This is a genomic window from Phaeobacter piscinae (genome assembly GCF_002407245.1).
Lineage (GTDB): Bacteria > Pseudomonadota > Alphaproteobacteria > Rhodobacterales > Rhodobacteraceae > Phaeobacter > Phaeobacter piscinae.
The window spans coordinates 129,383-152,784 of the sequence record NZ_CP010682.1; the positions used below are offsets into that span (position 1 = coordinate 129,383).

21 protein-coding genes and 1 pseudogene are annotated in these 23,402 nt (G+C 57.3%); 11 read left to right on the plus strand and 11 right to left on the minus strand.

The window, feature by feature from the left end:
• Positions 1-21 precede the first annotated feature (21 nt).
• Together phaeop14_RS17740 and phaeop14_RS17745 are read right to left on the minus strand one after the other, a co-directional pair.
• Complete coding sequence (locus phaeop14_RS17740; protein ID WP_040169869.1) at positions 22-1,476, minus strand: alanine/glycine:cation symporter family protein; 1,455 nt, start codon at positions 1,474-1,476, stop codon at positions 22-24.
• A 288-nt stretch (positions 1,477-1,764) separates the two neighbouring features.
• Positions 1,765-2,406 (minus strand): acetolactate synthase large subunit family protein, encoded by a 642-nt coding sequence (locus tag phaeop14_RS17745; RefSeq protein ID WP_158524518.1) that lies wholly within the window; start codon positions 2,404-2,406, stop codon positions 1,765-1,767.
• Positions 2,407-2,483: 77 nt separating this feature from the next.
• Here phaeop14_RS17745 and phaeop14_RS17750 point away from each other — a divergent pair.
• The 4 genes and pseudogenes from phaeop14_RS17750 to phaeop14_RS17760 form a co-directional block, all read left to right on the plus strand.
• Positions 2,484-2,680 (plus strand): annotated as a pseudogene (locus tag phaeop14_RS17750) (recombinase family protein); the annotation flags it as partial.
• A gap of 25 nt (positions 2,681-2,705) precedes the next feature.
• Complete coding sequence (locus tag phaeop14_RS17755; protein WP_416011601.1) at positions 2,706-3,341, plus strand: ATP-binding cassette domain-containing protein; 636 nt, start codon at positions 2,706-2,708, stop codon at positions 3,339-3,341.
• Complete coding sequence (locus phaeop14_RS20110) at positions 3,295-3,519, plus strand: oligopeptide/dipeptide ABC transporter ATP-binding protein (RefSeq protein WP_416011602.1); 225 nt, start codon at positions 3,295-3,297, stop codon at positions 3,517-3,519. Before phaeop14_RS17755 ends, phaeop14_RS20110 begins: the two co-directional genes overlap by 47 nt.
• A gap of 21 nt (positions 3,520-3,540) precedes the next feature.
• Positions 3,541-4,017: a VOC family protein gene (locus phaeop14_RS17760; protein WP_096790432.1), complete on the plus strand. Its 477-nt coding sequence runs from the start codon at positions 3,541-3,543 to the stop codon at positions 4,015-4,017.
• Between the two features lie 402 nt (positions 4,018-4,419).
• Here phaeop14_RS17760 and phaeop14_RS17765 read toward each other — a convergent pair whose 3' ends face one another.
• The 7 genes from phaeop14_RS17765 to phaeop14_RS17795 form a co-directional block, all read right to left on the minus strand.
• On the minus strand, positions 4,420-4,920 hold the full coding sequence (locus phaeop14_RS17765; protein WP_040179781.1) for a DUF3299 domain-containing protein: 501 nt from the start codon (positions 4,918-4,920) through the stop codon (positions 4,420-4,422).
• A 23-nt stretch (positions 4,921-4,943) separates the two neighbouring features.
• Positions 4,944-6,194: an ABC transporter permease gene (locus phaeop14_RS17770; RefSeq protein WP_096790433.1), complete on the minus strand. Its 1,251-nt coding sequence runs from the start codon at positions 6,192-6,194 to the stop codon at positions 4,944-4,946.
• Positions 6,191-6,886, minus strand: coding sequence for an ABC transporter ATP-binding protein (locus tag phaeop14_RS17775; RefSeq protein WP_096790434.1), 696 nt, complete (start codon positions 6,884-6,886; stop codon positions 6,191-6,193). Before phaeop14_RS17775 ends, phaeop14_RS17770 begins: the two co-directional genes overlap by 4 nt.
• A gap of 6 nt (positions 6,887-6,892) precedes the next feature.
• Positions 6,893-7,489, minus strand: coding sequence for a DUF2796 domain-containing protein (locus phaeop14_RS17780; RefSeq protein ID WP_096790435.1), 597 nt, complete (start codon positions 7,487-7,489; stop codon positions 6,893-6,895).
• Positions 7,490-7,516: 27 nt separating this feature from the next.
• Positions 7,517-7,903 (minus strand): Fur family transcriptional regulator, encoded by a 387-nt coding sequence (locus tag phaeop14_RS17785; RefSeq protein WP_082035102.1) that lies wholly within the window; start codon positions 7,901-7,903, stop codon positions 7,517-7,519.
• 160 nt (positions 7,904-8,063) lie between these two features.
• Complete coding sequence (locus phaeop14_RS17790) at positions 8,064-10,406, minus strand: glycosyltransferase family 2 protein (protein ID WP_244905843.1); 2,343 nt, start codon at positions 10,404-10,406, stop codon at positions 8,064-8,066.
• 70 nt (positions 10,407-10,476) lie between these two features.
• Entirely contained in the window at positions 10,477-11,502 is a 1,026-nt protein-coding gene (locus tag phaeop14_RS17795) for a helix-turn-helix transcriptional regulator (protein WP_096790489.1), read from the minus strand.
• Positions 11,503-11,623: 121 nt separating this feature from the next.
• On the opposite strand from phaeop14_RS17795, the gene phaeop14_RS17800 reads away from it, so the two are divergent.
• The 7 genes from phaeop14_RS17800 to phaeop14_RS17830 all read left to right on the plus strand — a co-directional run bounded on the left by phaeop14_RS17800 (position 11,624) and on the right by phaeop14_RS17830 (position 21,414).
• Positions 11,624-13,396: an acyl-CoA dehydrogenase gene (locus phaeop14_RS17800; protein ID WP_096790436.1), complete on the plus strand. Its 1,773-nt coding sequence runs from the start codon at positions 11,624-11,626 to the stop codon at positions 13,394-13,396.
• A 55-nt stretch (positions 13,397-13,451) separates the two neighbouring features.
• On the plus strand, positions 13,452-14,258 hold the full coding sequence (dmdD, locus tag phaeop14_RS17805) for a methylthioacryloyl-CoA hydratase (protein ID WP_040179788.1): 807 nt from the start codon (positions 13,452-13,454) through the stop codon (positions 14,256-14,258).
• 116 nt (positions 14,259-14,374) lie between these two features.
• Positions 14,375-15,844, plus strand: a complete 1,470-nt coding sequence (gene pdxR, locus phaeop14_RS17810) for a MocR-like pyridoxine biosynthesis transcription factor PdxR (protein ID WP_096790490.1) — start codon at positions 14,375-14,377, stop codon at positions 15,842-15,844.
• Between the two features lie 479 nt (positions 15,845-16,323).
• Entirely contained in the window at positions 16,324-17,574 is a 1,251-nt protein-coding gene (locus phaeop14_RS17815) for a sarcosine oxidase subunit beta family protein (protein WP_040179790.1), read from the plus strand.
• 12 nt (positions 17,575-17,586) lie between these two features.
• Positions 17,587-17,895, plus strand: a complete 309-nt coding sequence (locus tag phaeop14_RS17820; RefSeq protein WP_024099176.1) for a sarcosine oxidase subunit delta — start codon at positions 17,587-17,589, stop codon at positions 17,893-17,895.
• Positions 17,892-20,858, plus strand: a complete 2,967-nt coding sequence (locus phaeop14_RS17825; protein WP_096790437.1) for a sarcosine oxidase subunit alpha family protein — start codon at positions 17,892-17,894, stop codon at positions 20,856-20,858. Before phaeop14_RS17820 ends, phaeop14_RS17825 begins: the two co-directional genes overlap by 4 nt.
• A complete protein-coding gene (locus phaeop14_RS17830) occupies positions 20,851-21,414 on the plus strand; it encodes a sarcosine oxidase subunit gamma (RefSeq protein ID WP_096790438.1) in 564 nt (187 codons plus the stop codon). The genes phaeop14_RS17825 and phaeop14_RS17830 overlap by 8 nt, the downstream gene beginning before the upstream one ends.
• Before the next feature lie 33 nt (positions 21,415-21,447).
• Here phaeop14_RS17830 and phaeop14_RS17835 read toward each other — a convergent pair whose 3' ends face one another.
• Both phaeop14_RS17835 and phaeop14_RS17840 read right to left on the minus strand, forming a co-directional pair.
• The gene (locus tag phaeop14_RS17835) at positions 21,448-22,455 is read right to left on the minus strand and encodes a GlxA family transcriptional regulator (RefSeq protein ID WP_096790439.1); all 1,008 of its coding nucleotides are present in this window, start codon (positions 22,453-22,455) and stop codon (positions 21,448-21,450) included.
• Positions 22,452-23,348, minus strand: coding sequence for a LysR family transcriptional regulator (locus phaeop14_RS17840; protein WP_096790440.1), 897 nt, complete (start codon positions 23,346-23,348; stop codon positions 22,452-22,454). The genes phaeop14_RS17835 and phaeop14_RS17840 overlap by 4 nt, the downstream gene beginning before the upstream one ends.
• Positions 23,349-23,402: the final 54 nt, after the last annotated feature.

Sequence of the window (23,402 nt, forward strand, 5' to 3'; positions counted from 1 at the left end):
CCTCCCCTTGCCTCGCCGGGTTCACTCGGGATCTGCGGCCCTCGTCTCACGCTCGACGTCGCTGTTCCAAATCGACTGATCCACGCCGTCGCCGAGCTCGGAATATTCAGCGATCTCGAAGACGGGCTCATTTCCCGCTCGACGTTGCGAGAAATAGTCCCGCGTGAGTTTTGCTACAGTCTTGGACAGGATCAGGATTGCGATCAGGTTTACCGTCGCCATGAGCGCCATCGACGCATCGGCAAAATTGAAGACGGTCGTGACCGCCTGTAAAGACCCCCAAATCACCATCGCAACCACGAGCACCTTCAGCACGAGAAGCGGGATGCGCCTGCCCATGCCGAGGAATTCCATTGCGTTCTCCGCGTAGGAATAATTGCCAATGATCGAGGTGAAGGCAAAGAACGGAATAGCGATCCCAATGAAGATCGGACCCAACGCCCCGATGTGCTGCTCCAGCGCAATCTGTGTCAGCGCCATGCCGGTGGGTGCGCCTTCAGAATAGTCAACCACGCCGGACAGCAGGATCATGAGCGCCGTGGCTGTACAGATGACCAGGGTATCAATAAAAACGCCCAGACCCTGCACTAGCCCCTGACTGGATGGGTGGTGCGGGTCAGGGACCGCGACAGCTGCGATGTTGGGGGCCGAACCCATGCCCGCCTCGTTGGAGAACAGGCCGCGCTTCACGCCGTTGAGCAGGGCCGCCATGAACCCACCCGTGAAGCCACCCGCCGCCGCTTCGAATCCGAAGGCCGACTTGACGATCAGCGCCAGCATGGCGGGAACATCGGCGATGTTTATGACCACGATGGCGAGTGCCACGAGGATATAAAGCCCGGCCATGCCTGGAACGACTTTTTCAGCGACCCGCGCGATGGACTTGATGCCGCCGAAAATCACAATGCCGGCCAGGCCGCCGACAGCAAGGCCGGTGGCCAGTTTGGGGATAGAGAATGCCTCTTCCATGGCGACGGAGATGGAGTTGGCCTGAACCGCCGAGAAAATCAGTCCGAAGCTGATGATGAGACATACCGAAAAGACATAGCCCATGGCGCTCGATCCGATGCCCCGTGCCATGTAGAAGGCAGGACCGCCACGGTATTGTCCATCCTCGTTTCGTACCTTGTAGAGCTGTGCCAGCGTGGATTCGGCGTAAGCCGTCGCCATCCCCACGAGGGCGACAATCCACATCCAGAAAACAGCACCCGGGCCGCCGAGATAGATCGCCACAGCAACGCCGGCAAGGTTACCCGTGCCTACCCTGCTTGCCAGGGAAATTGTCAGAGCTTGGAATGGAGAAATGCCGGCAGCAGAGGTGTCGCGTGATGACTTGATGACGCGAAAGAACTCGGCGAAATGCCGGAATTGCAGGAAGCCTGTTCGCCAGGTGAAATAGACCCCGACGGCCAGCAGACCATATACGAGGACGTATCCCCATAAGACAGTGTTTAAGAAATCGACGATTGCTGTCATACTCTTGCCCCTCTTGGTTGCATGCCCAACCATTAACCATTCGGTAGGCAAGGGAAAGCCTTGGATTGAAATCACAATGTCCGCAGGGCGACCTGCGTGCTGGTCTTTAATGAGTTCGCATCAGCCCGATGAATACCTGCAAAAGCTCAGGAGCCGATGGACCCAAACCGTGTAATTACCTGCACCGTTGGTCACCATGGCATCATCCGGCGACGTGTTTTTCAGCGGCTGCATAATCTCGGCCATCGCCAATTCGCCGCGCCCCTCTGGCAGGGTCGACCACGCGCGCTAATCCACGTTGCATTCTTCAGCATACGCCTGCCGATTTGCGGCGGAATGCTTGGGCGCAGAATGCTTCAGCAGGTTAGAGATCGTTTCCAATGCCGGTGCGGCGATACCCAAATCGGGCACATAAACCCGACCAATCTCATCCGGGTCGGGATAGATGTGAATGAGGTGTTGGGCGGGCTTTGGAATGTTGATCAAGCTGTAACCACTCGATTTCATCTCGCTGAACCGGGTGCCCAGCAGGATCACCACATCGGCAGATGTAATCCGCGCGGCCAGCTTGGGGTTGATCCCGATACCGGCATCTCCAGCATAGAGCGGGTGGGCATTGTCAAAGAAATCCTGGCACCTGAAAGACACCGCAACGGGCACCGACCATTTGGTGGCGAAATCCTGAAGGTCTAGCCGCGCCTGACTTGACCAAGCCCCACCACCGACCACGATCATGGGGTTGGTGGACGTTTCCAATGCGCCGAGCAGTGTGGTGGCATCACCCGCAGTAACAGTCGCACGCGCTGGGTGCGCTACTGGTAGCTGCGGCGGATTATTCACTGTCTGCTCCACCAGCATATCTTCGGGCAGGGCCAGAACCACCGGGCCGGGACGTCCGGACATAGCAACGTGAAATGCGCGCGAGACCATCTCGGCCATCCGATCAGGCGTAGGCACGCCAGTTGCGCGAGTTGGCCGGATTTGCGGAGCGTGGCGGTTATGCAGTGATGGGCGTTATAAGGAAACCGCGTCTGGCACCAAGTCGGACCGCGTGGAGCGACCAAAAGTCATGGAGCTGGCCCATGCCCGGAAAGTCGACGCTGTGCTGGTCACCGAACTATCCCGCTGGGGGCGCTCTACTCAAGACTTGCTCGATTCCCTCAATAAGCTCTCGGGTTGGAAAGTCTCGGTCGTCGCAATATCTAGCAACCAGTCAAACCGTTACTTTGGTGACGATTGCTGCACTGCGAAATTCGCCCCGCTCTGATCGCAATCAGATGCTGCGTCAACTAAAGCTTCAGCTGTACAAGCACGGTTTGCTCGGCAGAAAGAAGTTTCAGATTATTTTCCAGGATCCATATTCCTCCCTAAACCCGCGCCAGCGAGTAGGATCTCTGATCAGAACGCCGCTGGACCTTCTTGATGTCGGCACCCCGGAAGAGCGGGACAGGAAGGTTGACGAACTTCTCGAACTTGTCGGGCTGCGTCCGGAGGCACGAAATTTGTTCCCGCACCAGTTTTCCGGCGGGCAGCGCCAGCGCATAGGCATCGCCCGCGCTTTGGCGACTTCGCCGGATCTAATTGTTTGCGACGAGCCTGTTTCCGCACTGGATGTAGCCATTCAAGCCCAAATTCTGAACCTGATGAAAGATCTGCAGGACGAGCTGCAGCTGACCTACCTGTTCATCTCACATGACATGGGGGTGGTCAGTTACCTTTGCCACGAGGTTGCAGTTATGTATCTGGGTGTATTCGTGGAACACGGGGAACTCGAAAGAAATCCTAAAATAGCCTCTGCATCCCTATACCCGCATTCTTTTGTCGGCGATCCCGAAAATCGATCCGGCCAATCGCAGCTTGTTTGACGCGCAAAAGCTTGCCGGGGATCCGCCGAGCCCGATCAATCCGGCGCCAGGATGTCGTTTTGCCAGTCGCTGTCCGCACGCAAAAGAAATCTGCAAAAGCGAAATGCCTGCACTTCAATCTGTGTCGAAGAACGGCATGTACAGGCGCGTCGCATGTCATTTCGCCGGTGAAATCTAAACTTCCAATAAGGGGCCAACAATGAAAAACCTTCGAAATCTGTGTTTGGGGATAGCTATGGTCACAACTTCTGCTGCCGACCTCCAGGCCGAAACCAAATTGCCGAACATGGCGGTTGAGTTGGTCACGCTACATACGGATAACTATTCGGAAATGCTCGTCTTTTATAGGGATGTGCTGAAGCTCGAGGTCGCCTTTGAACAAGGTGAGTTCGCCAATTTCGTCTCAACCCCAACAAATCTTGGTTTGGTCAGCCGATCCGGTATGTTGGAAACTCTTGGCGACAGCGGTTTCGACGGAACTCGAACAGGTTCCGGTGTCGGGTTGGGATTCTACTTTGATACCGACGCACAAGTGGACGAAGCGTATGCAGAGATCGTGGACAGGGGCGCTCGCGTGGTTTCAGAGCCAACCAAGATGCCCTGGGGTGAATACATCGGGTTCTTTTCGGACCCGGATGGCAATGTCCATGAGTTTGTCTCTAGGGAGAAACACTAACCTCCCTACGTAAAATACAAGGCAGAGCACGCAGCCGATGTCGGCTCCATGCTCCGGGAACGGGGATAAGCGAAGTACAGCGTCGCCGAGGTCGCGGAGTCTCTCAGCATCGAGGATGCTAGACCAACTTGATCCCTCACACGGATCATCGTTCGACCGAATTGCCGCGAAGTAACTGAGCGACAGCAAATAGGAACCACTGCGCCGCAATAGAAGGGCTGGTCATCAGCGGCTCTCTTCGCAAAGCGAGAAGTCTGGCACCCGCAGATATTGCATTTGCAGCTAACGCTCGAAGCACTTGCCGTTGACCCGCGGCGTGGCAGGCGTCTACCCACTGTTGGGGCACGCAGCTCAACGCTCTCTGACCTGCGCGTCTATGGATTGAACAGGGTTTGTTGCAGTTTACCAGACATAAACTTCCATCTCGTCGGCGGAGATGGAATAGCCGGTTTGACCAAGTTTAGTGGACTGCAATTGCGTTCGCATGGTCCCTGTTACCCAAACAGGATCCCAGAGCAAATCGCCCGGCCAAGGCGTTTTGGTGCTCACCATGACCAGCTGGTTTGCAGGCGGTGGCGGGGTGTGGATGCAGGCGCCGACGTAAGGAACCAGCATGAAGTCGGTCACGCCGTCGGAGCTGATTTCAAAGGGAATAATGAAGCCAGGCATTTTGATGAAAGCACCGTTCAGCGTTTCATTCAGTATTGTGGCATTGGTGTCGTAGATCGGCGACCATGTATCATTCTCCATGTCCAAATCGCCTTCACCAATAATTTCCGAATAGGGAACACCGGGTGGGATCAAATCCTCCCACATGATTTCGCGGGGGGTCGCTCCAAATGCCATATGCGGCGCGGTGACTGATCCCGCCAAACCCATCATAACCGTTCTGCGATTCACCATGTGCCTTCACCTCACCCAGAGCATCACGTTTTCACGACCATACCATCAGCCACAGACATTCTGTAGGCTCGCATCGCGGGTATGAGGCTCACAATCACGCCAGCGCAGATTACACCCAGTATGAGCCAGACCTCGCGCAGCGTCGGAGCATCAATCGGTATCCAGAGGCCGAAAATGCTGTCCAAGAAAGGTTGGGCTACCAGCAATCCGACATATTGCAACACCAGCCCAAGAACTGCGCCAACGGTGGCCATCACCATTGCTTCCAGCACCAGTAAGCTGAGAATAGTCAGGGGTCGGGCGCCCATGGCGCGGAAAATCGCCATTTCGCGGCGCCGTTCGTTGAGGCTGGAAAAAATTGTCGCCATCATTCCGATTAAAGCGGTGACCACCACCATCGCAGACACCGCAAGCAAAGCGGTTTCTGCGATGCCGACGATGCTCCACAGCTCCTGCAGCGCAACGCCTGGCAAAATCGCCAGCAGGGGCTCCTCGCGATAGTCATTGATGGCGCGTTGCAACGTGAAGGTCTGGAGTGGGCTTTCAACGCCGATGAGGGCTGCGGTTATCGCCTTGGGCGTCAGCTCCATCTCACGAATGACGTCGACAGGCGTTGATTGGCCGGGGATTTGGGCGCCGCTTTTCCAATCAACATGTATTGCTTCGATTGCTTCCATACTCACGATGACTGTGCGATCGACGGGTGTGCCCGTTTTCTCCAGTATGCCGGACACGCGGAAAGGTTGGTCTTTATGCTGGGCAAAAGAGGCAAGCCCGTGCGCCACGACAATGGGATCCCCAACATGATAGCCAAACGTGGCAGCAACATCGGCACCAATCACGGTATCAAAGAGATCATCCATCCGAGTACCATCCGCCATCTCTAGGGACCGGCCTTGGCGGTATTTATAGTGATCGAAGAATGCTTTGGTTGTGCCCATGACGCGAAACTGACGATGGCTGTCGCCCAGTGAAATCGGAACGATCCAGTCAACATCGGGTCGCCTTGCAATGTCTTGATAGCTCTCCCAGGTCACATTGTTGGTGGCATTGCCAATGCGGAAAACAGAGTAGAGCAGCAGCTGCACAGATCCAGACCGGGCGCCGACGATTAGATCTGTGCCGGAAATCGTATCGGCAAAGCTTGCCTTGGCGCCGGTCCGTATTTTCTCGACACCAAGAAACAGGGCGACAGATAACGCGATGGCAAGGATTGTCATGCCGACGGTCAACGCCCGTGCGAAGAGCGAAGCAACTGCAAGGCGCAATATCATGTCATCGCCCTTTTAACTTGAGCGATATCTTCCATATGGACCACACGGTCAAAACATGCGCTGAGCCGTGCGTCATGGCTGACCATCAGCAGCGAGGAGCCATGCGAGGCTGTCTGAGTAAAAAGTAAGTCTAAAAAGGCGCTCTGCACACCGCTATCAAGTGCGGAGGTGGGCTCGTCAGCGATGATCAACGGAGGGGTGCCGATCAATGCTCGGGCCACTGCGACGCGTTGCTGTTGGCCCACGCTCAGGGTCCGGGCCTTGGCGCTGATAATATCCTCTGGCAAATTGAGCGCAGAACACAATCGCGATGCCTCCGCGTTTGCATCACTTACACGCTGTCGCCGTGACGGCGCAAAGCGGAGCGGGAGCAGAATATTGTCTATCACCGTTCCAAATGGCAACAGGTTAAACTGTTGAAAGATAACTCCAATATGATCTGCTCTGAACGTGTCACGCGCGCCACCATTTAACGCAGAGATAGTCCTGCCCGCGATCGAGATCTTTCCACGATCCGGCAGGACTGTGCCGCAGATTAACGACAAAAGCGTGGATTTTCCGGAACCGCTTTCGCCGAGCAACAGCACGGTTTCACCTGCTGCTACCGAAAGGTGCGGGACCGTCAGCGAGAACCCATCACGACCCGGCCAGCGATAGGCCAGATCGTTGATATTCAGCGTTGCATCAACCACTTGAGGTCAAGGCTCCAGGTTTAGGACTGGGGCGTTACGGTCAACCTGATAGGCGCGTGCACCAGTTGATTTGATCACTTGCACATCTACGCTCTGCGCATGCGGAAAGGCAGTGAAATAGGCAAATGTCATGTTACTCAACGCCTCAGGTTTCGCACAATCTAGTGTGTAGTTTGCATGAAACTCGGAGTGGGCAGCATGCTCTGCGTGACTGTCATTATGGTCACTATCATGCTCTTCGTGTTCATGCTCCTCATGCGCGTGTTCGTCAGCATGATCCTCATGTTCTTCCCCGCCTGCGAGCGCTGCATGCGCATCCACCATGCTGCAGAGCGCTGAATCCGGGACAGCGAACAACTGCAAAGGTGAGCTGAGTGAGGCAAGTGCTGCGTTAACTGCGGAGATATCAGCCTCGCTTTTGGCGGTGTATTCAAACCCGACAATGTCTGCCCCTGGAGCTTCGAATTCCATTGAGACCGTTGTGTCTTCGATCGCAATGTTGAGCGTCCCAACGCCATGTTCATGGGCATCAAGTTCGCGCGTGCCTTCTGCCAATGCAGGCAGAGCGGCGACGACAGCAAGCAATGAGAGGGTTCGTTTCATGATTATGATCCAATATGTAAACGTCGTTCAAGCAGCACATGCGCCGCACAATCCGTGGATTTCGACGATATGACGCACGGCATGAAAGGCATTTTGGCCGGTCAGGGCCGTGAGTTTCGGTAGCAGCTCGCTACCGTCATGTTCGTCAACGGTGCCGCAATCATCACATATCGCCAAGACAGGCACGCTCTCGGCGTGGCTGCAACGGCAGGGCACAAAGGCATTGATCGATTCAAGACGATGGGCGCGCCCCTGGTCGGTCAACGCCGAAAGTGTACGATACACGGTCGGCGGCGCGATATTAGGTTCAGCTATCTGAAGTTGCTCAAGAATTTGATACGCGGTCATCGGCTTGTCGCATGCTTTCAGCACGCTCAGTACATCCAGTTGCCGAGCAGCAGCACGCTTTCTCATATCAAGGCTCCTTCTCTCTGTAGTTTGTTATATTATAATGTAACAAAATTCAAGATGTGAATCTTCTTACCACCTCCTAGATCACCTGCTGAGAGCCGTTGTCGCGATATAGCGCATCCTTGCCGCTCAGCAGGATCTGTCACCTGTCGCGGGTGCTCTCTCAGTCTTTGGTTTCGGTGCGCGGAACCGTAAATAAAAAGTCGTCTGGGAGAGCCTGTTCGGTGAGCTCATTCGGAATTACATCCGGGCCACTTAGAAATACATTGGTGCAAAAATGCGCATGCATTCGGGACAGCTTGCGCAGCCTGTCGCCTGTGATTTTCTGGTACAACACTCGCATGTCGTCGCGGTTTTTTAACTCATCAATCTGCTCCCGATGCCGCCGACAGACATAGTCGTGCGCGGCGGCTATATCCGGGTCACGCAGCAGCCTTGCCATTTCTGCCTCCAGTTCGGGGATCAGGCATTGAATGGATCGCTCTTCCTCGGAATTATTATTCATTCGAAACCAGTAGGGTAGGCCTTGATCTCGTTCTGTGTGGTTCACACGGCCACGATCCCGTTTGACCAAAAAACTCTCAGCACTGCGCACCGCATAGTGATTGAGCTGCACCAGATCATATCCGTAGGTTTCAATGGTCGAGCGCCAGCCGCTACGGAACATCTGTTGTGGCATAGCCTGCCCGGATCCGTTCACCCAATGGATATCCTTCCAGTGGTGCGGTCGCAGCCCCTTGGGCCGGTGTACGCCGAGCTTTCTGAAGATGCCCTCATTTCGGAACAGCGTTTTGAAGCCCCATGCCTGGTGAGGTCGGCGCGTGATTTCGCGGGCGCATCGTGTGAACTCTCGTGTGACCAGCTCACCTGAGAATTTCGACACATTATTGTTGCCGAACAGGCGCCACGTCATGGAAATCATATTGGCGCCTTGCATCGCTGCATAAAGATCGCTGAGATGTCCGTTACCGCATTTGATGTTGATGAATTCATCAACATCCATACAGACGATCCAATCAGCGTCGCGGATAAGGGGTTCCTGTTGAGCCGCCTGAAAGGCCGCGTGCTGTGGGGTTGTGTCGGTGTCGCGGCAGGGGTTGTCACGATGCTGGACAATTCCCTTGTCCTGCAGAACCCTCAGGAGAGCAGCGGTGCCGTCCGTGCAATCGTTTGTGTAGATGAGAAAATCATCAACCCCGATCACCCGGTGGTAGGCCAGCCATTCCAGAATGAACGGCCCCTCGTTTTTCATGGTCGTGACCACCGATGTCCGGGTTCCCGCGCTTGGGTGGAGCAGGGGCTTCTTTTCGGGCATACGCACCGGATTGCCGCCAAGATGCTCCCGCGACAGTGTCAGCAGTTCTGGCGATTCCAGCAAGCTTCCTTTTGCCACGAGATGCGAGATGTTCCGTGTTGGATGGCGCAGGACCATGTTTCGAAAGAAATTTGACGGCTGGGTCGGTTCGGCTGTGGCTCCGATAATCTGGCTTTGGTGCCAGATATGGCCGTCCTTGTTGCCGCGAGGCGCGACGCACCAACGTGGATGGCCGATATTGTTGTCAAACGCGGTGCAGATGTGATCAGCGAACGCGGCATCTAGGTTCCGGCGAACGCGCCACGGATAGGTTTGTGTTCCAAGTATGCGGATGTATTTGTCGCCAGCCTGCACCGCGCAATCAAAGATATTCGCCTCGGGTGGCCGGGCCAATAGGTCACATAGATCTATGTTTGCAACGGCGCGCGCGTCGCTTAGGAACCGTCTCCGGATAATTTCATAGATCAGAAATTCGCCCAGAGGTGCTCTCCATGGATCTATGGGCGGCGGCTCTGGCCAATGTCTTTTAGGGGCGTTCTGAGCGTTCGAAGGGTGCGCTTCTGCAGGCAGTCCTTTCTGACCCAGTGGGATTTCCGAGTGTATCACGACTACTTGGCTTAGCCCTTTGATCGTGTGCGCCAAGTTGCGCAATTCTTTGATGAAAAGGCGACTTTCGTTGGGTGGTGATTGGTCGAGAATGACAGCTGCCTGCATTCCGTGCTGCCTTGCATGATATTGCATCCACGTCGCGGCTGTTTCCGGGCTTTCACCATTGCGGATCGCAAGCAGCACATTGAGGCCGGCAAACAAACTGGTTTCCGGGGGTTCCGCAGTGAGACTGAATGATTGACCCAGTATATTGAGCTTTACCGGCTCAGCAGGGCTCGTCGTTGGAATATCCAGGATCACAGCCCCGTTTCCGCTCCGACTTGGCGAAACAGTCGCATCCGGTGTTGAGATATCTTCGACTAGAGTGTCAGATTTGAAGAACAGACTGGCCAGATAGCCGGTGCTTTGGGGTAGAAGAACGCAGTCCAGTAGAGTGGTTTCTGCGAGACATTGCGCGCCCAACTGACGTTCCAGAACCTTATCCGATGTCATCGCGAAACCTGCATGCGTCATTGAATATCCGTAGCGATTTCTTTTAAGTACCATGGCTTTGTAAATCTGACCTGTCAAAAGGGCGATCAATGCTCGGGTGCAAAGCAAGGCGTCCTCTCTCCGAATGCAAACGGATATTCCATATCATTTTGCCAAGAAGCTACCGATACGAACTGGTTGTTCCGCCGGTCCAGCGACGGAAGGCGCGGTGAAAGTTGGCGGCAGACGAAAAGCCAAGGTCATCGGAGATGTCCTCGATAGATTTGTGACCCGCCCGAAGATCACGAATGGCGATATCGCGGCGCAAAGCGTCCTTGATGGACTGAAAGGACGTCGCCTCATCCTCCAGTCGTCGCATCAGCGTGCGGGGTGTCACATTCAGCATCGCGGCCGCGTCACCCAGACGGCAGTCTTCCCAGTTTGACCGATAAAGAAAATCCCGAATTTGAAGGGACAGCCGATGCTCACGAAAGCCAGTGAAGATCCAGTCCCGCGGCGCCCGATCCAGGAATGCCGCAAGCTCCGCCGGGCTACGAGGCTGCGGGGGCCCCAGCTGTTGCGGATCAAATGAAATCGCAGAACACCATTGAGAGAAGCGCACGGGGGCCGGAAAAATAACCCCGTAGTCCTGCGCAAAATCTGGCTGGTCAAATGCAAACTGCACAGCTTGTACTGGCACCTCGTAGCCTGCGAGCCAAGACAGCAACCCATGCGCCAATTTCAGCAGGAGCATATGCCCGAAACGGTGTACCTCGGGCGAACCACGTGGCACGAGGCTGAGCGTGATTTTTAATTTTTCTGATTTTAGGTCAATGTGATAGTCGTCCAGTATCAGGTTCCAAAACGTCGAGAACCGATAGAGTGCTGCCGGTAGAGTTCCGGCTTCGCGCACAGTTGTGAGCAGGTGCTGAAGCGCCCGTGGGCGAACCGGGCGGCTCCACAGGCCAGGCATCTCATCGCCGGTTTCTGCGGCAGCAATTTGATAGAGCTTAACGATCTGATCCAGTGTAACGCGCTGAGTGGCCCTGTTTGCCTCGGGCTTCGAGTTGGTAAGCTGGCGAAGCCCGCAGTGGGACAGGATCCTGTGTATCTGATCTACATCACAACAAGACTGAAGAGCTGACAGCCAGTCTTCAATGAAAGGCAATGAAACGGTTGCCAGCGTGTCTGGATTAGGGCGTATCATAGAGGCGATAGAATACGTCGATTTGTCACTTTCGGAAAGTTGTTTGTCAAATTCTGGGATGGGCAGGCTATTGGCCATAGCTTAGACAGTCGGCAACAGCTAGCACAGCAACGAGGCGCCAATGACCTATGAAGCTCCGATCCGTGACATGATGTTCAATCTGGACCATCTCTCGCAATGGCCGCAGGTCAGCGCGCTTGAGAAATACGGTGAGATTGATCGCACTGATGCCCGGGCCGCGCTGGAGGAATTGGGTCGGTTTTGCACTGATCTGATCGCGCCGCTATCGGCTGTCGGCGACACCACGGGGGCACAGCTGGATGGAGATAAGGTCGTTCTGCCAGAGGCCTTTGCGGCTGCCTATGCACAGTTCGTCGACATGGGATGGCAGAGCCTGGCCCACCCGGTCGATCACGGTGGAATGGGGCTGCCCCGCGTGGTTGGCGCGGCAGCCACCGAAATTCTAAACGCGGCAGACATGAGCTTTGGCCTCTGCCCGCTGCTGACAGATGGGGCCATCGACGCGCTGCAATTGTCGGGAACCGAGGCGCAGAAAGAGCTCTATCTTCGTCCGCTGGTCTCCGGCCGATGGACCGGAACTATGAACCTGACGGAGCCACAAGCCGGCAGCGATCTTGGGCGGGTGCGTTGCAAGGCCGAGCCGCGCGCGGATGGCAGCTACGGGGTCAGCGGGACCAAGATTTTCATCACCTATGGCGCGCATGAGCTGTCGGAGAATATTATTCATCTGGTTCTGGCCCGGACGCCGGGCGCGCCGGAGGGCCACCGGGGGCTAAGCCTGTTTCTGGTGCCCAAGTTCCTTGTTGATCAGGACGGCACACCCGGCGACCGCAACAGCGTCAATTGCGTCAGTATTGAACACAAGCTGGGGGTACGGGCGAGTCCCACTGCGGTCTTGGAGTATGCCGATGCCACCGGCTATCTGATCGGGGAGGAAAACCGCGGTCTTGAATACATGTTCACGATGATGAACGCCGCGCGGTTTGCGGTTGGGGTGCAGGGCGTCGCTGTTTCCGAACGCGCCTATCAACACGCGCTGTCCTACGCCAAGGAACGGGTGCAGGGCCAGGCGATCGGGCTGGACCCCGACCAGACAACGGCGATCATTGGTCATCCCGATGTGCGCCGGATGGTTCTGCGTATGCGAGCATTGGTCGAAGGGGGACGCTCTCTGAGTATGGCTGCGGCCGGTTGGCTGGATTTGTCCCAAAACGGCGACGATGACATCCGCGCCGAGACCGCGCCGGTGGCTGAATTTCTGGTTCCCTTGGTCAAGGCGTTCTGTTCGGAGCGGGCGGTTGAGGTGGCATCTCTGGGGGTGCAGATCCACGGCGGCATGGGGTTCATCGAAGAAACCGGTGTGGCGCAGTTTTACCGGGATGCGCGCATTCTGCCGATCTACGAGGGCACCACCGCCATTCAGGCCAACGACCTGCTTGGGCGCAAGGTATTGCGAGACGCAGGTCAGACGGCGCGCCGGTTCTCCGCGATGATTGCAGACACCGAGGCTGCGTTACAGACAGGAAGCGCCAAACTGCAGGATATCGCGGCATGCCTGGGTGAGGCGAGGGCGGCGTTTGATACCAGCCTGTCCTGGTTGCTGGAAACCGCCCCCAATGATCCCAGAGCCGCATTTGGTGGCAGCGTGCCCTTCCTCAACCTCACCGGGACGCTTGCTGCCGGCTGGCAGTTGGCGCGCGCCGCGCGCGCTGCTGAGGCAGAACAGCACAGGGGGAATGAGACCGAATTCATGGCGCAAAAAATAACCACCGCGCAGATATTTGCGCATCATATTCTGGTCGAATGCGAAAGCGATCGTGCGCGCATCATGACGGGCGCAACCAGCCTTCTTGATGAAGCCAGCCAGCTCTGACCTCTGATAAAATATATGCCTCCGGGCAAACCTCCTAGTCCGAAAGGATCCAGCCATGTTGGCAAAAGACAGTTTCAGCTCATATCAAAACCTCGCAATCGACGTGCGCGACAACGGTGTCTGCGTCGTGAGCCTTGATCGCCCCAGCAAGCGCAACGCGCTCGATACCGCCACGATCGAGGAACTGGTCCAGTTCTTCAGCAGCGCACATCGCAAGGGGGTAAAGGCGGTGGTCCTGGCCGGGAAGGGCGACCATTTCTGCGCCGGTCTGGATCTGGTGGAGCACTGGAAAGAAGACCGAAGCCCCGATGAATTCATGCATGTCTGCCTGCGCTGGCATGAGGCGTTCAACAAGATGGAATATGGCGGTGTACCGGTGATCGCAGCACTGCAGGGCGCGGTGGTTGGAGGCGGTCTGGAGCTTGCCAGCGCCGCCCATATTCGCGTGATGGATCAAACCACATATTTTGCCCTGCCAGAGGGTCAGCGCGGGATCTTCACCGGAGGTGGTGCCACCATTCGCGTGTCCGATCTGATCGGCAAATCCCGCATGATCGACATGATCCTGATGGGGCGTGTCTATCAGGGGCAGGAGGCTGTTGATCTGGGGCTGGCGCAATACATCACTGATGGTTCCAGCTTTGATAAGGCGCTTGAGCTTGCTGATCGGGCAGCCGAAAACTTGCCGCTCACCAATTATGCCATCTGCTCTGCGATCAGCCACCTCAACAATATGTCCGGTATGGACGCAGCTTATGCCGAAGCCGTTGTCGCGGGCGTGGTGAACACGCAACCGGCCGCCCGCGCACGGCTTGAGGCTTTCGCCAATAAAACCGCGGCTCGGGTGCGCCCGAACGACTAGCGCGATATTGGTCCCGTCAAGCCGACGAGGGGAGGGCGGGTCCGCGTCGCAGGGGAGCATTGCGGGTGGGTGATGCCGCCTTGACTGGCCTGACCGAATACAGCAAAGCTTGGGGTATGACTAAGGCCAGAACAGGGGCAGCACTGCTGTCCCTCTCCCTTGATCGCGACAGTACAGACACGCTTCAGGCGCAGCTCCTTGTGCAGCTCAGGCGTTTGATTCTGGACAGAATGATCGCTCCGGGATCAAAACTCCCCTCCAGTCGAGCGCTGGCCGAAGAGTTGTCGGTCTCTCGGGTGACGGTCTCTGCGGTCATCGATCAATTGATCAGCGAAGGCTATTTAGAGGGGCGCGCCCGGTCCGGCGTCTATGTCGAAGCAGAATTGCCGGATCAGCTGCCAGAGGCGCAGTCCAGCACTGCGGCCTCTGTGGATCAGGGCGGGGCCGACATCCTTCCGGAAAAGGCACCCCCTGTCGCGCCCGCGCCCTTGCAGCCATTTGATACCTCCGCACCCGAACTGATGCTGTTTCCTTACCGGCAATGGGCGCGTCATCATGATCAGACCTGGCGCAGGCCGGATGCGGCGCTGCTGTCGCGTGTTGATCCATTTGGCTGGCCGCCTCTGCGGGAGGCTATCGCGGATCATCTGCGTGAATGGCGTGGATTGCCCTGCACGGCAGACCAGATTTTCATCACATCAGGTGTTGTCGAAGCCATCGGCCTGATCGCTGCTACAACGCTAAACGAAGGAGACGATGTGCTGACCGAGGAGCCGGGATACGCCGTCCTGAACCGGGCTGTGCACCACAACCGGCTTGTCTCTGTTCCGTCGCCGGTTGACCAACAGGGGTTCGATATCAAGACGGCGCTTCAAACGACCCCTCGGGCGAAGGCGGCGATCGTGACCCCATCGCGCCATTATCCGCTGGGCGTCACGATGCCACTGTCCCGCCGGCTTGAGCTGATTGAATGGGCCGTCGCCCGCAACGCCTATGTGATCGAAGACGACTTTGACAGTGAATATCGGTTCCAAGGTCAACCGCTTCCCGCCATGATGAGCCTCAGCAATCAGGATCGGGTGATTTACGTCGGAAGCTTCTCTAAAGTGATTTTTTCCGCATTGAGGCTTGGGTTTGTGGTTTTCCCGAAGTCAATGTTGCCCAAGGTGAGGTCATCATCACCCCAAATAGATCAGCAGGCATCGCTGATGCTGCAGCCGGTCCTGGCACGGTTCATGCACAGCGGTGATTTCGCCATACATATCCGGCGTATGCGGCGCTTATATGCCAAACGGCAGGTGGCAGCCTTGCAGGCAATCAAGCTACACGCCGCCGATCTTCTGATTGTCGATCCCGTGCCTGCCGGCATGCATCTGGTCGCCAATTTGACGCCAGACCTACAGAGCCGCATGAGCGATACTGAAGCTGCAAAACGAGCCAAATCCGCCGGAGTGACTGTTCAGCCTTTGTCGTCATTTTTTGCCGGACCACCTATGCGCCAAGGGCTCGTCATGGGGTTCGCGGGATTTTCGGAGGAGCAATTGGAGAACGGCGTTCGAGTATTAGCGGCGGCCTTGAGAGCCTGACGCCCGATGCAGTTGATTGCATTAGTATTAACATAATCCGCATTACCGTATGATAGTGCGAGCCTGGGATCGCACTACATTTCAGTGTGACTGCTACAGGTTGAGGTGCTTTGCGGCCAAGGAATGCCGCGCATTGATGCGATCAGGCAGGTGCAGATAGGGGCTGCGGCTCATGTATCGATCAACCCTATCAACGATTCCAAACATGTCTCTTGAAGAGCCTAGCTTGCGGCAAGAATACTCAGAAAACCAACGGAATATGTTAGCTAAACCCACACGAAATGTCATGGACGGCGAACACCTGAGCGTTGAACATAAGGGGCTCGGCAGAGCAAGGATGCAAAAACCAGGCATAGGCTCTCCCGTCAGAGCAACCTGAAAGTCTGAATTGTCGATTCTGACATGAATCTTGTCCGAAAGCGCATCGGCAGCCTCAGCTCATTTCACGGCAACTGTTCTCGCAAGGAACAGGAGCCGCTATGCGATATTCTGCGTTTGGACTGATCAAGGAAGCCCTCAGCGGGCACAAGGGCTGGCGCCCGCAATGGCGTGATGCTGCGCCGCAGGCGGCCTATGATTATGTGATCATTGGCGGTGGCGGACATGGTCTGGCGACGGCCTATTATCTGGCCAAGGAGTTCGGCGGCGCGCGGATCGCGGTGCTGGAGAAAGGCTGGATCGGTGGCGGCAATGTCGGGCGGAATACCACGATCATCCGCTCCAACTATCTACTGGATGGGAATGAGCCGTTTTATGAGTTTTCGCTGAAGCTCTGGGAAAATCTGGAACAGGATCTCAACTACAACGCCATGGTCAGCCAGCGTGGTATTCTGAACCTGATCCATAGCGACGCGCAGCGCGACGCGGCTCGGCGCCGCGGGAATGCCATGATACTCAACGGGTCCGACGCCGAGCTTTTGGATGCGGATGGCGTGCGCGCAATGTATCCGTTCCTAAACTTCGACGATGCGCGCTTTCCTATTAAAGGCGGCCTTTTGCATCGGCGCGGCGGCACGGTACGCCATGACGCGGTGGCCTGGGGTTATGCCCGTGGTGCCGATCTGCGTGGTGTGGATATCATCCAGAACTGCGAAGTCACCGGCCTGCGTATCGAAAGCGGCAAGGTGCTGGGCGTTGAAACCTCCCGAGGGTATATCGGGGCAGGCAAGGTCGGCGTCTCGGTTGCCGGCAATTCAAGCCGCCTGATGGCCTTGGCTGACATGCGCCTGCCGATCGAGAGCCACGTCTTGCAAGCCTTTGTTTCAGAGGGGCTAAAACCCTTTATTCCCGGTGTGATCACCTACGGCGCAGGGCATTTTTATTGCAGCCAGTCAGACAAGGGTGGGCTGGTCTTCGGTGGTGATATCGACATGTACAATTCCTACGCACAGCGTGGAAATCTACCTGTCGTCGAAGATGTCGTGGAAAGTGGCATCTCACTGATCCCGGCTCTTGGGCGGGCGCGCCTGCTGCGCAGCTGGGGTGGTATCATGGATATGTCTATGGATGGCTCCCCCTTCATCGACAAGACCCATATCGAGGGCCTCTATTTCAATGGCGGATGGTGCTACGGCGGGTTCAAGGCCACGCCGGCAGCCGGCTACTGTTTTGCGCATCTTCTGAAAACCGATCGTCCGCATGAGACCGCGACCGCCTACCGGCTGGATCGTTTCATGTCCGGTCACATGATCGACGAAAAGGGCCAGGGCGCCCAACCGAACCTGCACTGAGGAATTGTCCAGATGATTATCAACCATCCGCTGCTTGGGCCCCGCGACGCGCAGGAGTTCACCTATTTGGGCGACGCAGGCCTGATGAACCGCCCCTACTGGCTGTCAGAAACGGCTCTGCAGCAGTTCCACGACTATTTGTATCTGCGCAAGAACCCGGCGGGCGAACATCGCGAACTGTGGTTCCACGAACAGGGCGACCGGTCCTGGCTGGTGGTCACCCGTAATACCACGACCCATGAGATCCTGAGGGTGGAACTTGCCCGGGATGTGGCGCTTGCCAACAAGGCGGCGAATACCTCGCAGGAGCCGCAGCAATGAGCCAGAGATCCGTATTGAAAAATCGACTCGCGGGCGGCCTTATTGACCACGGTGCACCGCTGTCGTTCCAGTTCGACGGCAAGACTTACGGGGGTCATCAGGGGGATACGCTGGCATCTGCGCTGCTGGCCAATGGTGTTCGGCTGATGGGGCGGTCCTTCAAATATCATCGCCCACGTGGTGTGCTGACTGCCGGCAGCGAGGAACCGAACGCGCTGGTCGAGCTGCGCTCTGGCGGGCGTCAGGAACCCAATACCCGCGCCACCGTTGTGGAGCTATATGCAGGGCTGGAGGCCCAATCGCAGAACCGCTGGCCGTCGCTTGAACATGACATGATGGCGATCAATGACCGGTTTTCGAATTTCCTGACCGCAGGATTCTATTACAAAACCTTCATGTGGCCGAAGGCGTTCTGGGAAAAGCTCTATGAACCGATCATCCGCAAGGCGGCCGGGCTTGGCAGTCTGACCGGGGAGGCAGACCCTGATGCCTATGACAAGGGATACCTGCATTGTGATCTGCTGGTCATAGGCGCGGGACCGACAGGGCTGGCGGCGGCGCTGACCGCTGGCCGCGCTGGCGCGCAGGTCATCTTGGCGGATGAGGACTATCGCCTCGGCGGGCGCCTGCTAAGCGAAACCGAAGCGCTGTCGCAAGTGTCTGGCACCGATTGGGTGGCGCAGACACAGGCGGAGCTGGCTACGATGCCAAACGTCCGCGTCATGCCACGGACAACCGTGTTTGGCGCCTATGACCACGGCATCTACGGCGCGGTTGAACGCAACGCAGATCATCTGCCAACGCCAGCAGCAGGGAAACCGCGCCAGACGCTCTGGCGGATCTACTCCAAACGGGCGCTGATTGCGACCGGAGCGATTGAACGTCCGATCGCCTTTGAGAACAATGATCGTCCGGGCGTGATGCTGGCGGGGGCTGCACGGGCCTATGCCAACCGCTGGGCGGCGACACCGGGCCAGTCTGTGGTGGTCTTTGCCAATAATGACGATGCCTATCACACCGCTCGCGATCTGATGGCGAAGGGGGTGGAGGTGCCCGCAATCGTCGATGTGCGCAATGACGCGCCGACCCTGTCGGGCACCGAGGTTCTCGCCGGGGCCGAAATCATCGACACCAAGGGGCGTCTCGGCCTGTCCTCGGTCACTGTGCGTCTGGCAAATGGCCAAACCCGCACCATCACTTGCGACGCGCTTGCTATGTCGGGTGGCTGGAACCCCAATCTGGGCCTGACGTGTCATCAACGGGGCCGCCCGGTATGGAATGACGCGATCCAGTCCTTTGTACCGGGGCATGGGCTGCCGACTGGTCAACTGGTCGCCGGGGCAGCTGCGGGGGAGATGACCTCCGCACAGGCTTTGAAGGGCGGTGCAGAGCGCGCCGCTGAGGCGCTTGGTGATCTTGGCATCTCAGCCCGGCCTGCGGACTTGCCGCAAGCTGAAGACGCGCCTGTATCGCTGACGCCATTCTGGCATGTCAAAGGCGCCAAACGCGCCTGGCTTGATTTCCAGAACGATGTGACCGTGAAGGATGTCAAACTCGCCCATCAGGAAAACTTCACCTCGGTGGAGCATCTGAAGCGCTACACGACCCTTGGTATGGCGACAGATCAGGGAAAAACCTCGAACCTCGGCGCCTTGGCGGTGATGGCGGAGCTGACCGGAAAATCCATCCCGGACACCGGCACCACCATCTTTCGCCCCCCCTACACGCCAGTTGCTATGGGCGCGCTGGCGGGCCGTGCTGTTGGCAAGGATTTTCATCCGACCCGCCTCACCCCCAGCCACAAATGGGCCGAGGAACAAGGCGCTGTTTTTGTCGAGGTTGGCAATTGGCTGCGGGCGCAGTGGTTCCCCCGTGACGGTGAGACCCACTGGCGCCAGTCTGTGGACCGCGAAGTGCTGCAGACCCGTAGTTCTGTCGGCATCTGTGATGTAACCACATTGGGAAAGATTGATGTGCAGGGCGCGGATGCGGCGACCTTCCTCAACATGATCTATGCCAACGGATTTGCCAAACTGCCTGTAGGCAAGGTCCGGTACGGGTTGATGTTGCGGGAGGATGGCGTTGCTTATGATGATGGCACCGCCGCGCGACTTGCCGAGGATCATTTTGTCGTCACAACCACCACGGCCAATGCCGTTCTGGTCTATCGCAATATGGAATTTGTGCGTCAGTGTCTCTGCCCTGATCTGGACGTGCAGCTGATTTCGACAACCGAGGCCTGGGCGCAATACGCCGTCGCCGGTCCCAATGCGCGTAAGCTGCTGCAAAAGGTCGTCGACCCTCAGTTCGACATCTCCAACGAAGCGTTTCCCTTCATGGGATGCGGTGAGATCACGGTCTGCGGTGGGTGCCGGGCGCGGCTGTTCCGCATCTCTTTCTCGGGTGAGCTGGCCTATGAGATCGCGGTCCCAACCCGATATGGCGATGCGCTGATGCGCGAGATGATGGCCGCAGGGGAGGAATTCGATGTGACACCCTATGGCACCGAAGCGCTCGGCGTGATGCGGATCGAAAAGGGGCATGCCGCCGGCAATGAACTAAACGGAACCACATCTGCACTAAACCTGGGTTTGGGCCGCATGGTCTCAACCAAGAAGGACAGCATCGGCAATGTGCTAAGCCGCCGCGACGGTATGAACACAGAGGATGCGTTGAACCTCGTCGGGGTGCGCCCCGTGAATTCCAGCGATGGTGTCCCTGCCGGGGGACATTTGATGGCAAGCGATGGGCCGGTCGATGCGGCGCATGATCAGGGATATGTGACTTCTGCCGCCTATTCACCCATTTTGCAAAGCGCGATTGGGCTGGCCTTTGTCAAAGGCGGGTCAAACCGGATGGGCGAGCAGCTGCGTCTGGTCAACCCACTGGAAAACCAAACCGTTCTGGTTGAGATTGTCAGCCCTCATTTTGTAGATCCCGAAGGGGAGAAACTCCGTGCATAAATTGGCCCCCCTCTCCCCACTTGGCAGTGACACCCCCCGGGTGGACACGATTGGCAACCTGACCGTATCCGAAGTGACAGACCGGGCGCTTGCCTCAGTGGCGGCTCGCAAAGATCAAGAACCGGCGCTGCGGGCAGCTCTTGCAGAGGCCTATGAGATGGAGCTGCCAGAAGTTGGCGGTTCGTCACAGGCTGGTACACTCTCGGTCTTTTGGACTGGACCGGATCAATGGATGGTTTCAGGGCCATATGCTCAACACGAGCTGCTGGCCCGCGATTTGAAACAGGTGGCTGGCGCCACAGCATCGGTGGTGGAACAGACGGATGGCTGGTGTCGGTTCGATGTTGTGGGCGCTGCCCTGAGTGATCTGTTTGAACGGCTCAGCAACGCGCCGGTCCGCGACATGAAACCCGGATGCGTCATTCGCGGCACTTTGGAGCACCTCGGCGTGTTCCTGTGGCGCCTTGACGAGGATCGCATGGCTGTTCTGGGGCCGCGCTCCTCTGCTGCATCTCTGCATCACGCGCTGATCACTGCCGCCCGCTCCATCGCTTAAGATTGGGATCTGGATGTGCATGCCGCGCCGGGCTTATCCCGCCGGCAGGGCATCCCCGCTTTTGACGCGCAAGGAGTTCTTGGCGCGCCGGTCATTGATCGGCGTGACGCCAAAACTCTCGCGGTAGATCCGCAGGAATGCGCCGGGGGTGCTGTAGCCCACCATATAGGCGATTTCGGTCACCGACGTACTGGAATACAGCACCAGCTGCCGCGCCTGGTTCATGCGCATCATCCGATAGTATTTCAACGGGCTCTGGCCTGTGGCCTCCTTGAAGCTGCGTTCCAGCGACCGGGCGGATACCCCAATGGCATCCGCAACGTCACTGATCTGGATCGGATCTTCGATGTGCTCAGCGAAATGCTCGATCGCCTGCGTCACCTTCTTTGGCAGCAAATCCTTGCTTTTGGCCGTTGAAAACGCGGGCGTTTTCTGAGAGGTCGCTGCGCTGCGCACATAGGGGTGCTGAAACCAGCAGGCGACCTCGGCCATGATATCCCCGCCAAGATGCTCCTCGATCAGGGTGAGCATGTAGTCAAACACCGCTGTCGCTCCGGAGATTGTCACAAAGGAACCTTGATCGCAGATCACCGTGCTTTGCCGTTCGATGTCCGGGAACTCCGCCTCAAACGCGGCCTCGTAACACCAGTGAACCGAGAGCGGCTGACCGGCCACCAGACCGGTCCGTGCCAGCGGGAACACCCCACCGCTGAAGGCGCCGAGCCGGGTCTTGCTCCGGGTGATCCGCTGCAAGGCTGCATTGGCCCGTGCGGGTTGGTCAAACCGCGCATTTGGTCCCGCCGTGAAAAACAGAAAATCATGCTCGGCCAGATCCGCCAGCACGATATCCGGACCAAAACTGACCCCAGCTGAGGAGGCAACCGGATCTGCCGTTTCAGCAACCACAGTCCAACGAAATGCCTCCTTCCCCGCGATTTCATTGGCGGCGCGCAATGGTTCGATGCATGAAGTCAGGCACGCCATGGGAAAGCCGGGGAAAATCAGAATACCCAGTGTAAGCGGCGTGTCGGTTTGGGTCATGACAGGCCTCCTTCGGTGAGTTCGGCAGCACAGGTGAGGATGTGTTTTTCCAGCAATCGCGCGGCTGGCGCCAGGGCGGTATCGGTTTTGCGCAGCAGATGGATCTGTCGTGTGGCCCGCGAATCGGCCAGCTGACAGAACACCAGCTCCGGCGCATTTGCAGCCCGTGCGGCCATTTCCGGCAAAATAGTGACGCCAATTTCTGCCCGCACCATCGCCATGATGGAGGTCAGGTTCTGCGCCTTCAGCAGCGCCTTATCATGCAGGATCCGGGACGGCTCGGCATTGATCCCGGCTGACAGGCTGTTGGCGATCAGACGCTCATCGCGCAGCATGTCCCAGTCGATTTTTCCCCGTTCCTGGGCCAATGGGTGATTCCGGCTGCAGATCACCCCAAAGGCGTCAGACAGCAGGGGCTGGCTGTTAAGCCCGGAGCTGTTTTGGCCCAGTGTTGCAATCCCGATGTCAATGCGATCTCGGGACAATTCATGCAGCACGGATATGGAGTCCATATCGCGAAGTTCGATATCAACATGCTCGAAATCGCTGATATGCCTTGAAAAAACCAAAGGCATCACGGTGCCTGCGACCGATGGGACAGTGGCAATCCGCACATGCCCATGTGTCGCCTTGGCATAGCCCTCAATCGCTTTGACCATTGTGTCGTATTGCTGCAACTCGCGCTCGGCCTGCTCCAGCACAAAGGCCCCCAGCGCCGTCAGGCGGTTCTTTCGGTCGGTCTCAAACAGTGGTTCGCCCAGATGCGTCTCCAACTGTTTCAGCATCATCGACACCGCCGATGGCGTGCGCCCCAGAATACCTGCCGCGTCACTTAGGTTTCCGCTTCGGGCAACTGCGGCAAATCCGCGAAGCAACTCGATTTTAAGCGTCATGGGTCAAAACTTCAAAGTTTCTGAAATGATGTTCAGTTATTTGAGTTTGATTGA

Excerpts from the sequence above, each read along its gene's own strand:
- phaeop14_RS17740 (WP_040169869.1), bottom strand. The coding sequence starts at position 1,476 with ATGACAGCAATCGTCGATTTCTTAAACACTGTCTTATGGGGATACGTC.
- phaeop14_RS17745 (WP_158524518.1), bottom strand. The coding sequence starts at position 2,406 with ATGGTCTCGCGCGCATTTCACGTTGCTATGTCCGGACGTCCCGGCCCG.
- phaeop14_RS17760 (WP_096790432.1), top strand. The coding sequence starts at position 3,541 with ATGAAAAACCTTCGAAATCTGTGTTTGGGGATAGCTATGGTCACAACT.
- phaeop14_RS17765 (WP_040179781.1), bottom strand. The coding sequence starts at position 4,920 with ATGGTGAATCGCAGAACGGTTATGATGGGTTTGGCGGGATCAGTCACC.
- phaeop14_RS17770 (WP_096790433.1), bottom strand. The coding sequence starts at position 6,194 with ATGATATTGCGCCTTGCAGTTGCTTCGCTCTTCGCACGGGCGTTGACC.
- phaeop14_RS17780 (WP_096790435.1), bottom strand. The coding sequence starts at position 7,489 with ATGAAACGAACCCTCTCATTGCTTGCTGTCGTCGCCGCTCTGCCTGCA.
- phaeop14_RS17785 (WP_082035102.1), bottom strand. The coding sequence starts at position 7,903 with ATGAGAAAGCGTGCTGCTGCTCGGCAACTGGATGTACTGAGCGTGCTG.
- phaeop14_RS17795 (WP_096790489.1), bottom strand. The coding sequence starts at position 11,502 with ATGATACGCCCTAATCCAGACACGCTGGCAACCGTTTCATTGCCTTTC.
- phaeop14_RS17800 (WP_096790436.1), top strand. The coding sequence starts at position 11,624 with ATGACCTATGAAGCTCCGATCCGTGACATGATGTTCAATCTGGACCAT.
- dmdD (WP_040179788.1), top strand. The coding sequence starts at position 13,452 with ATGTTGGCAAAAGACAGTTTCAGCTCATATCAAAACCTCGCAATCGAC.
- pdxR (WP_096790490.1), top strand. The coding sequence starts at position 14,375 with ATGACTAAGGCCAGAACAGGGGCAGCACTGCTGTCCCTCTCCCTTGAT.
- phaeop14_RS17815 (WP_040179790.1), top strand. The coding sequence starts at position 16,324 with ATGCGATATTCTGCGTTTGGACTGATCAAGGAAGCCCTCAGCGGGCAC.
- phaeop14_RS17820 (WP_024099176.1), top strand. The coding sequence starts at position 17,587 with ATGATTATCAACCATCCGCTGCTTGGGCCCCGCGACGCGCAGGAGTTC.
- phaeop14_RS17825 (WP_096790437.1), top strand. The coding sequence starts at position 17,892 with ATGAGCCAGAGATCCGTATTGAAAAATCGACTCGCGGGCGGCCTTATT.
- phaeop14_RS17835 (WP_096790439.1), bottom strand. The coding sequence starts at position 22,455 with ATGACCCAAACCGACACGCCGCTTACACTGGGTATTCTGATTTTCCCC.
- phaeop14_RS17840 (WP_096790440.1), bottom strand. The coding sequence starts at position 23,348 with ATGACGCTTAAAATCGAGTTGCTTCGCGGATTTGCCGCAGTTGCCCGA.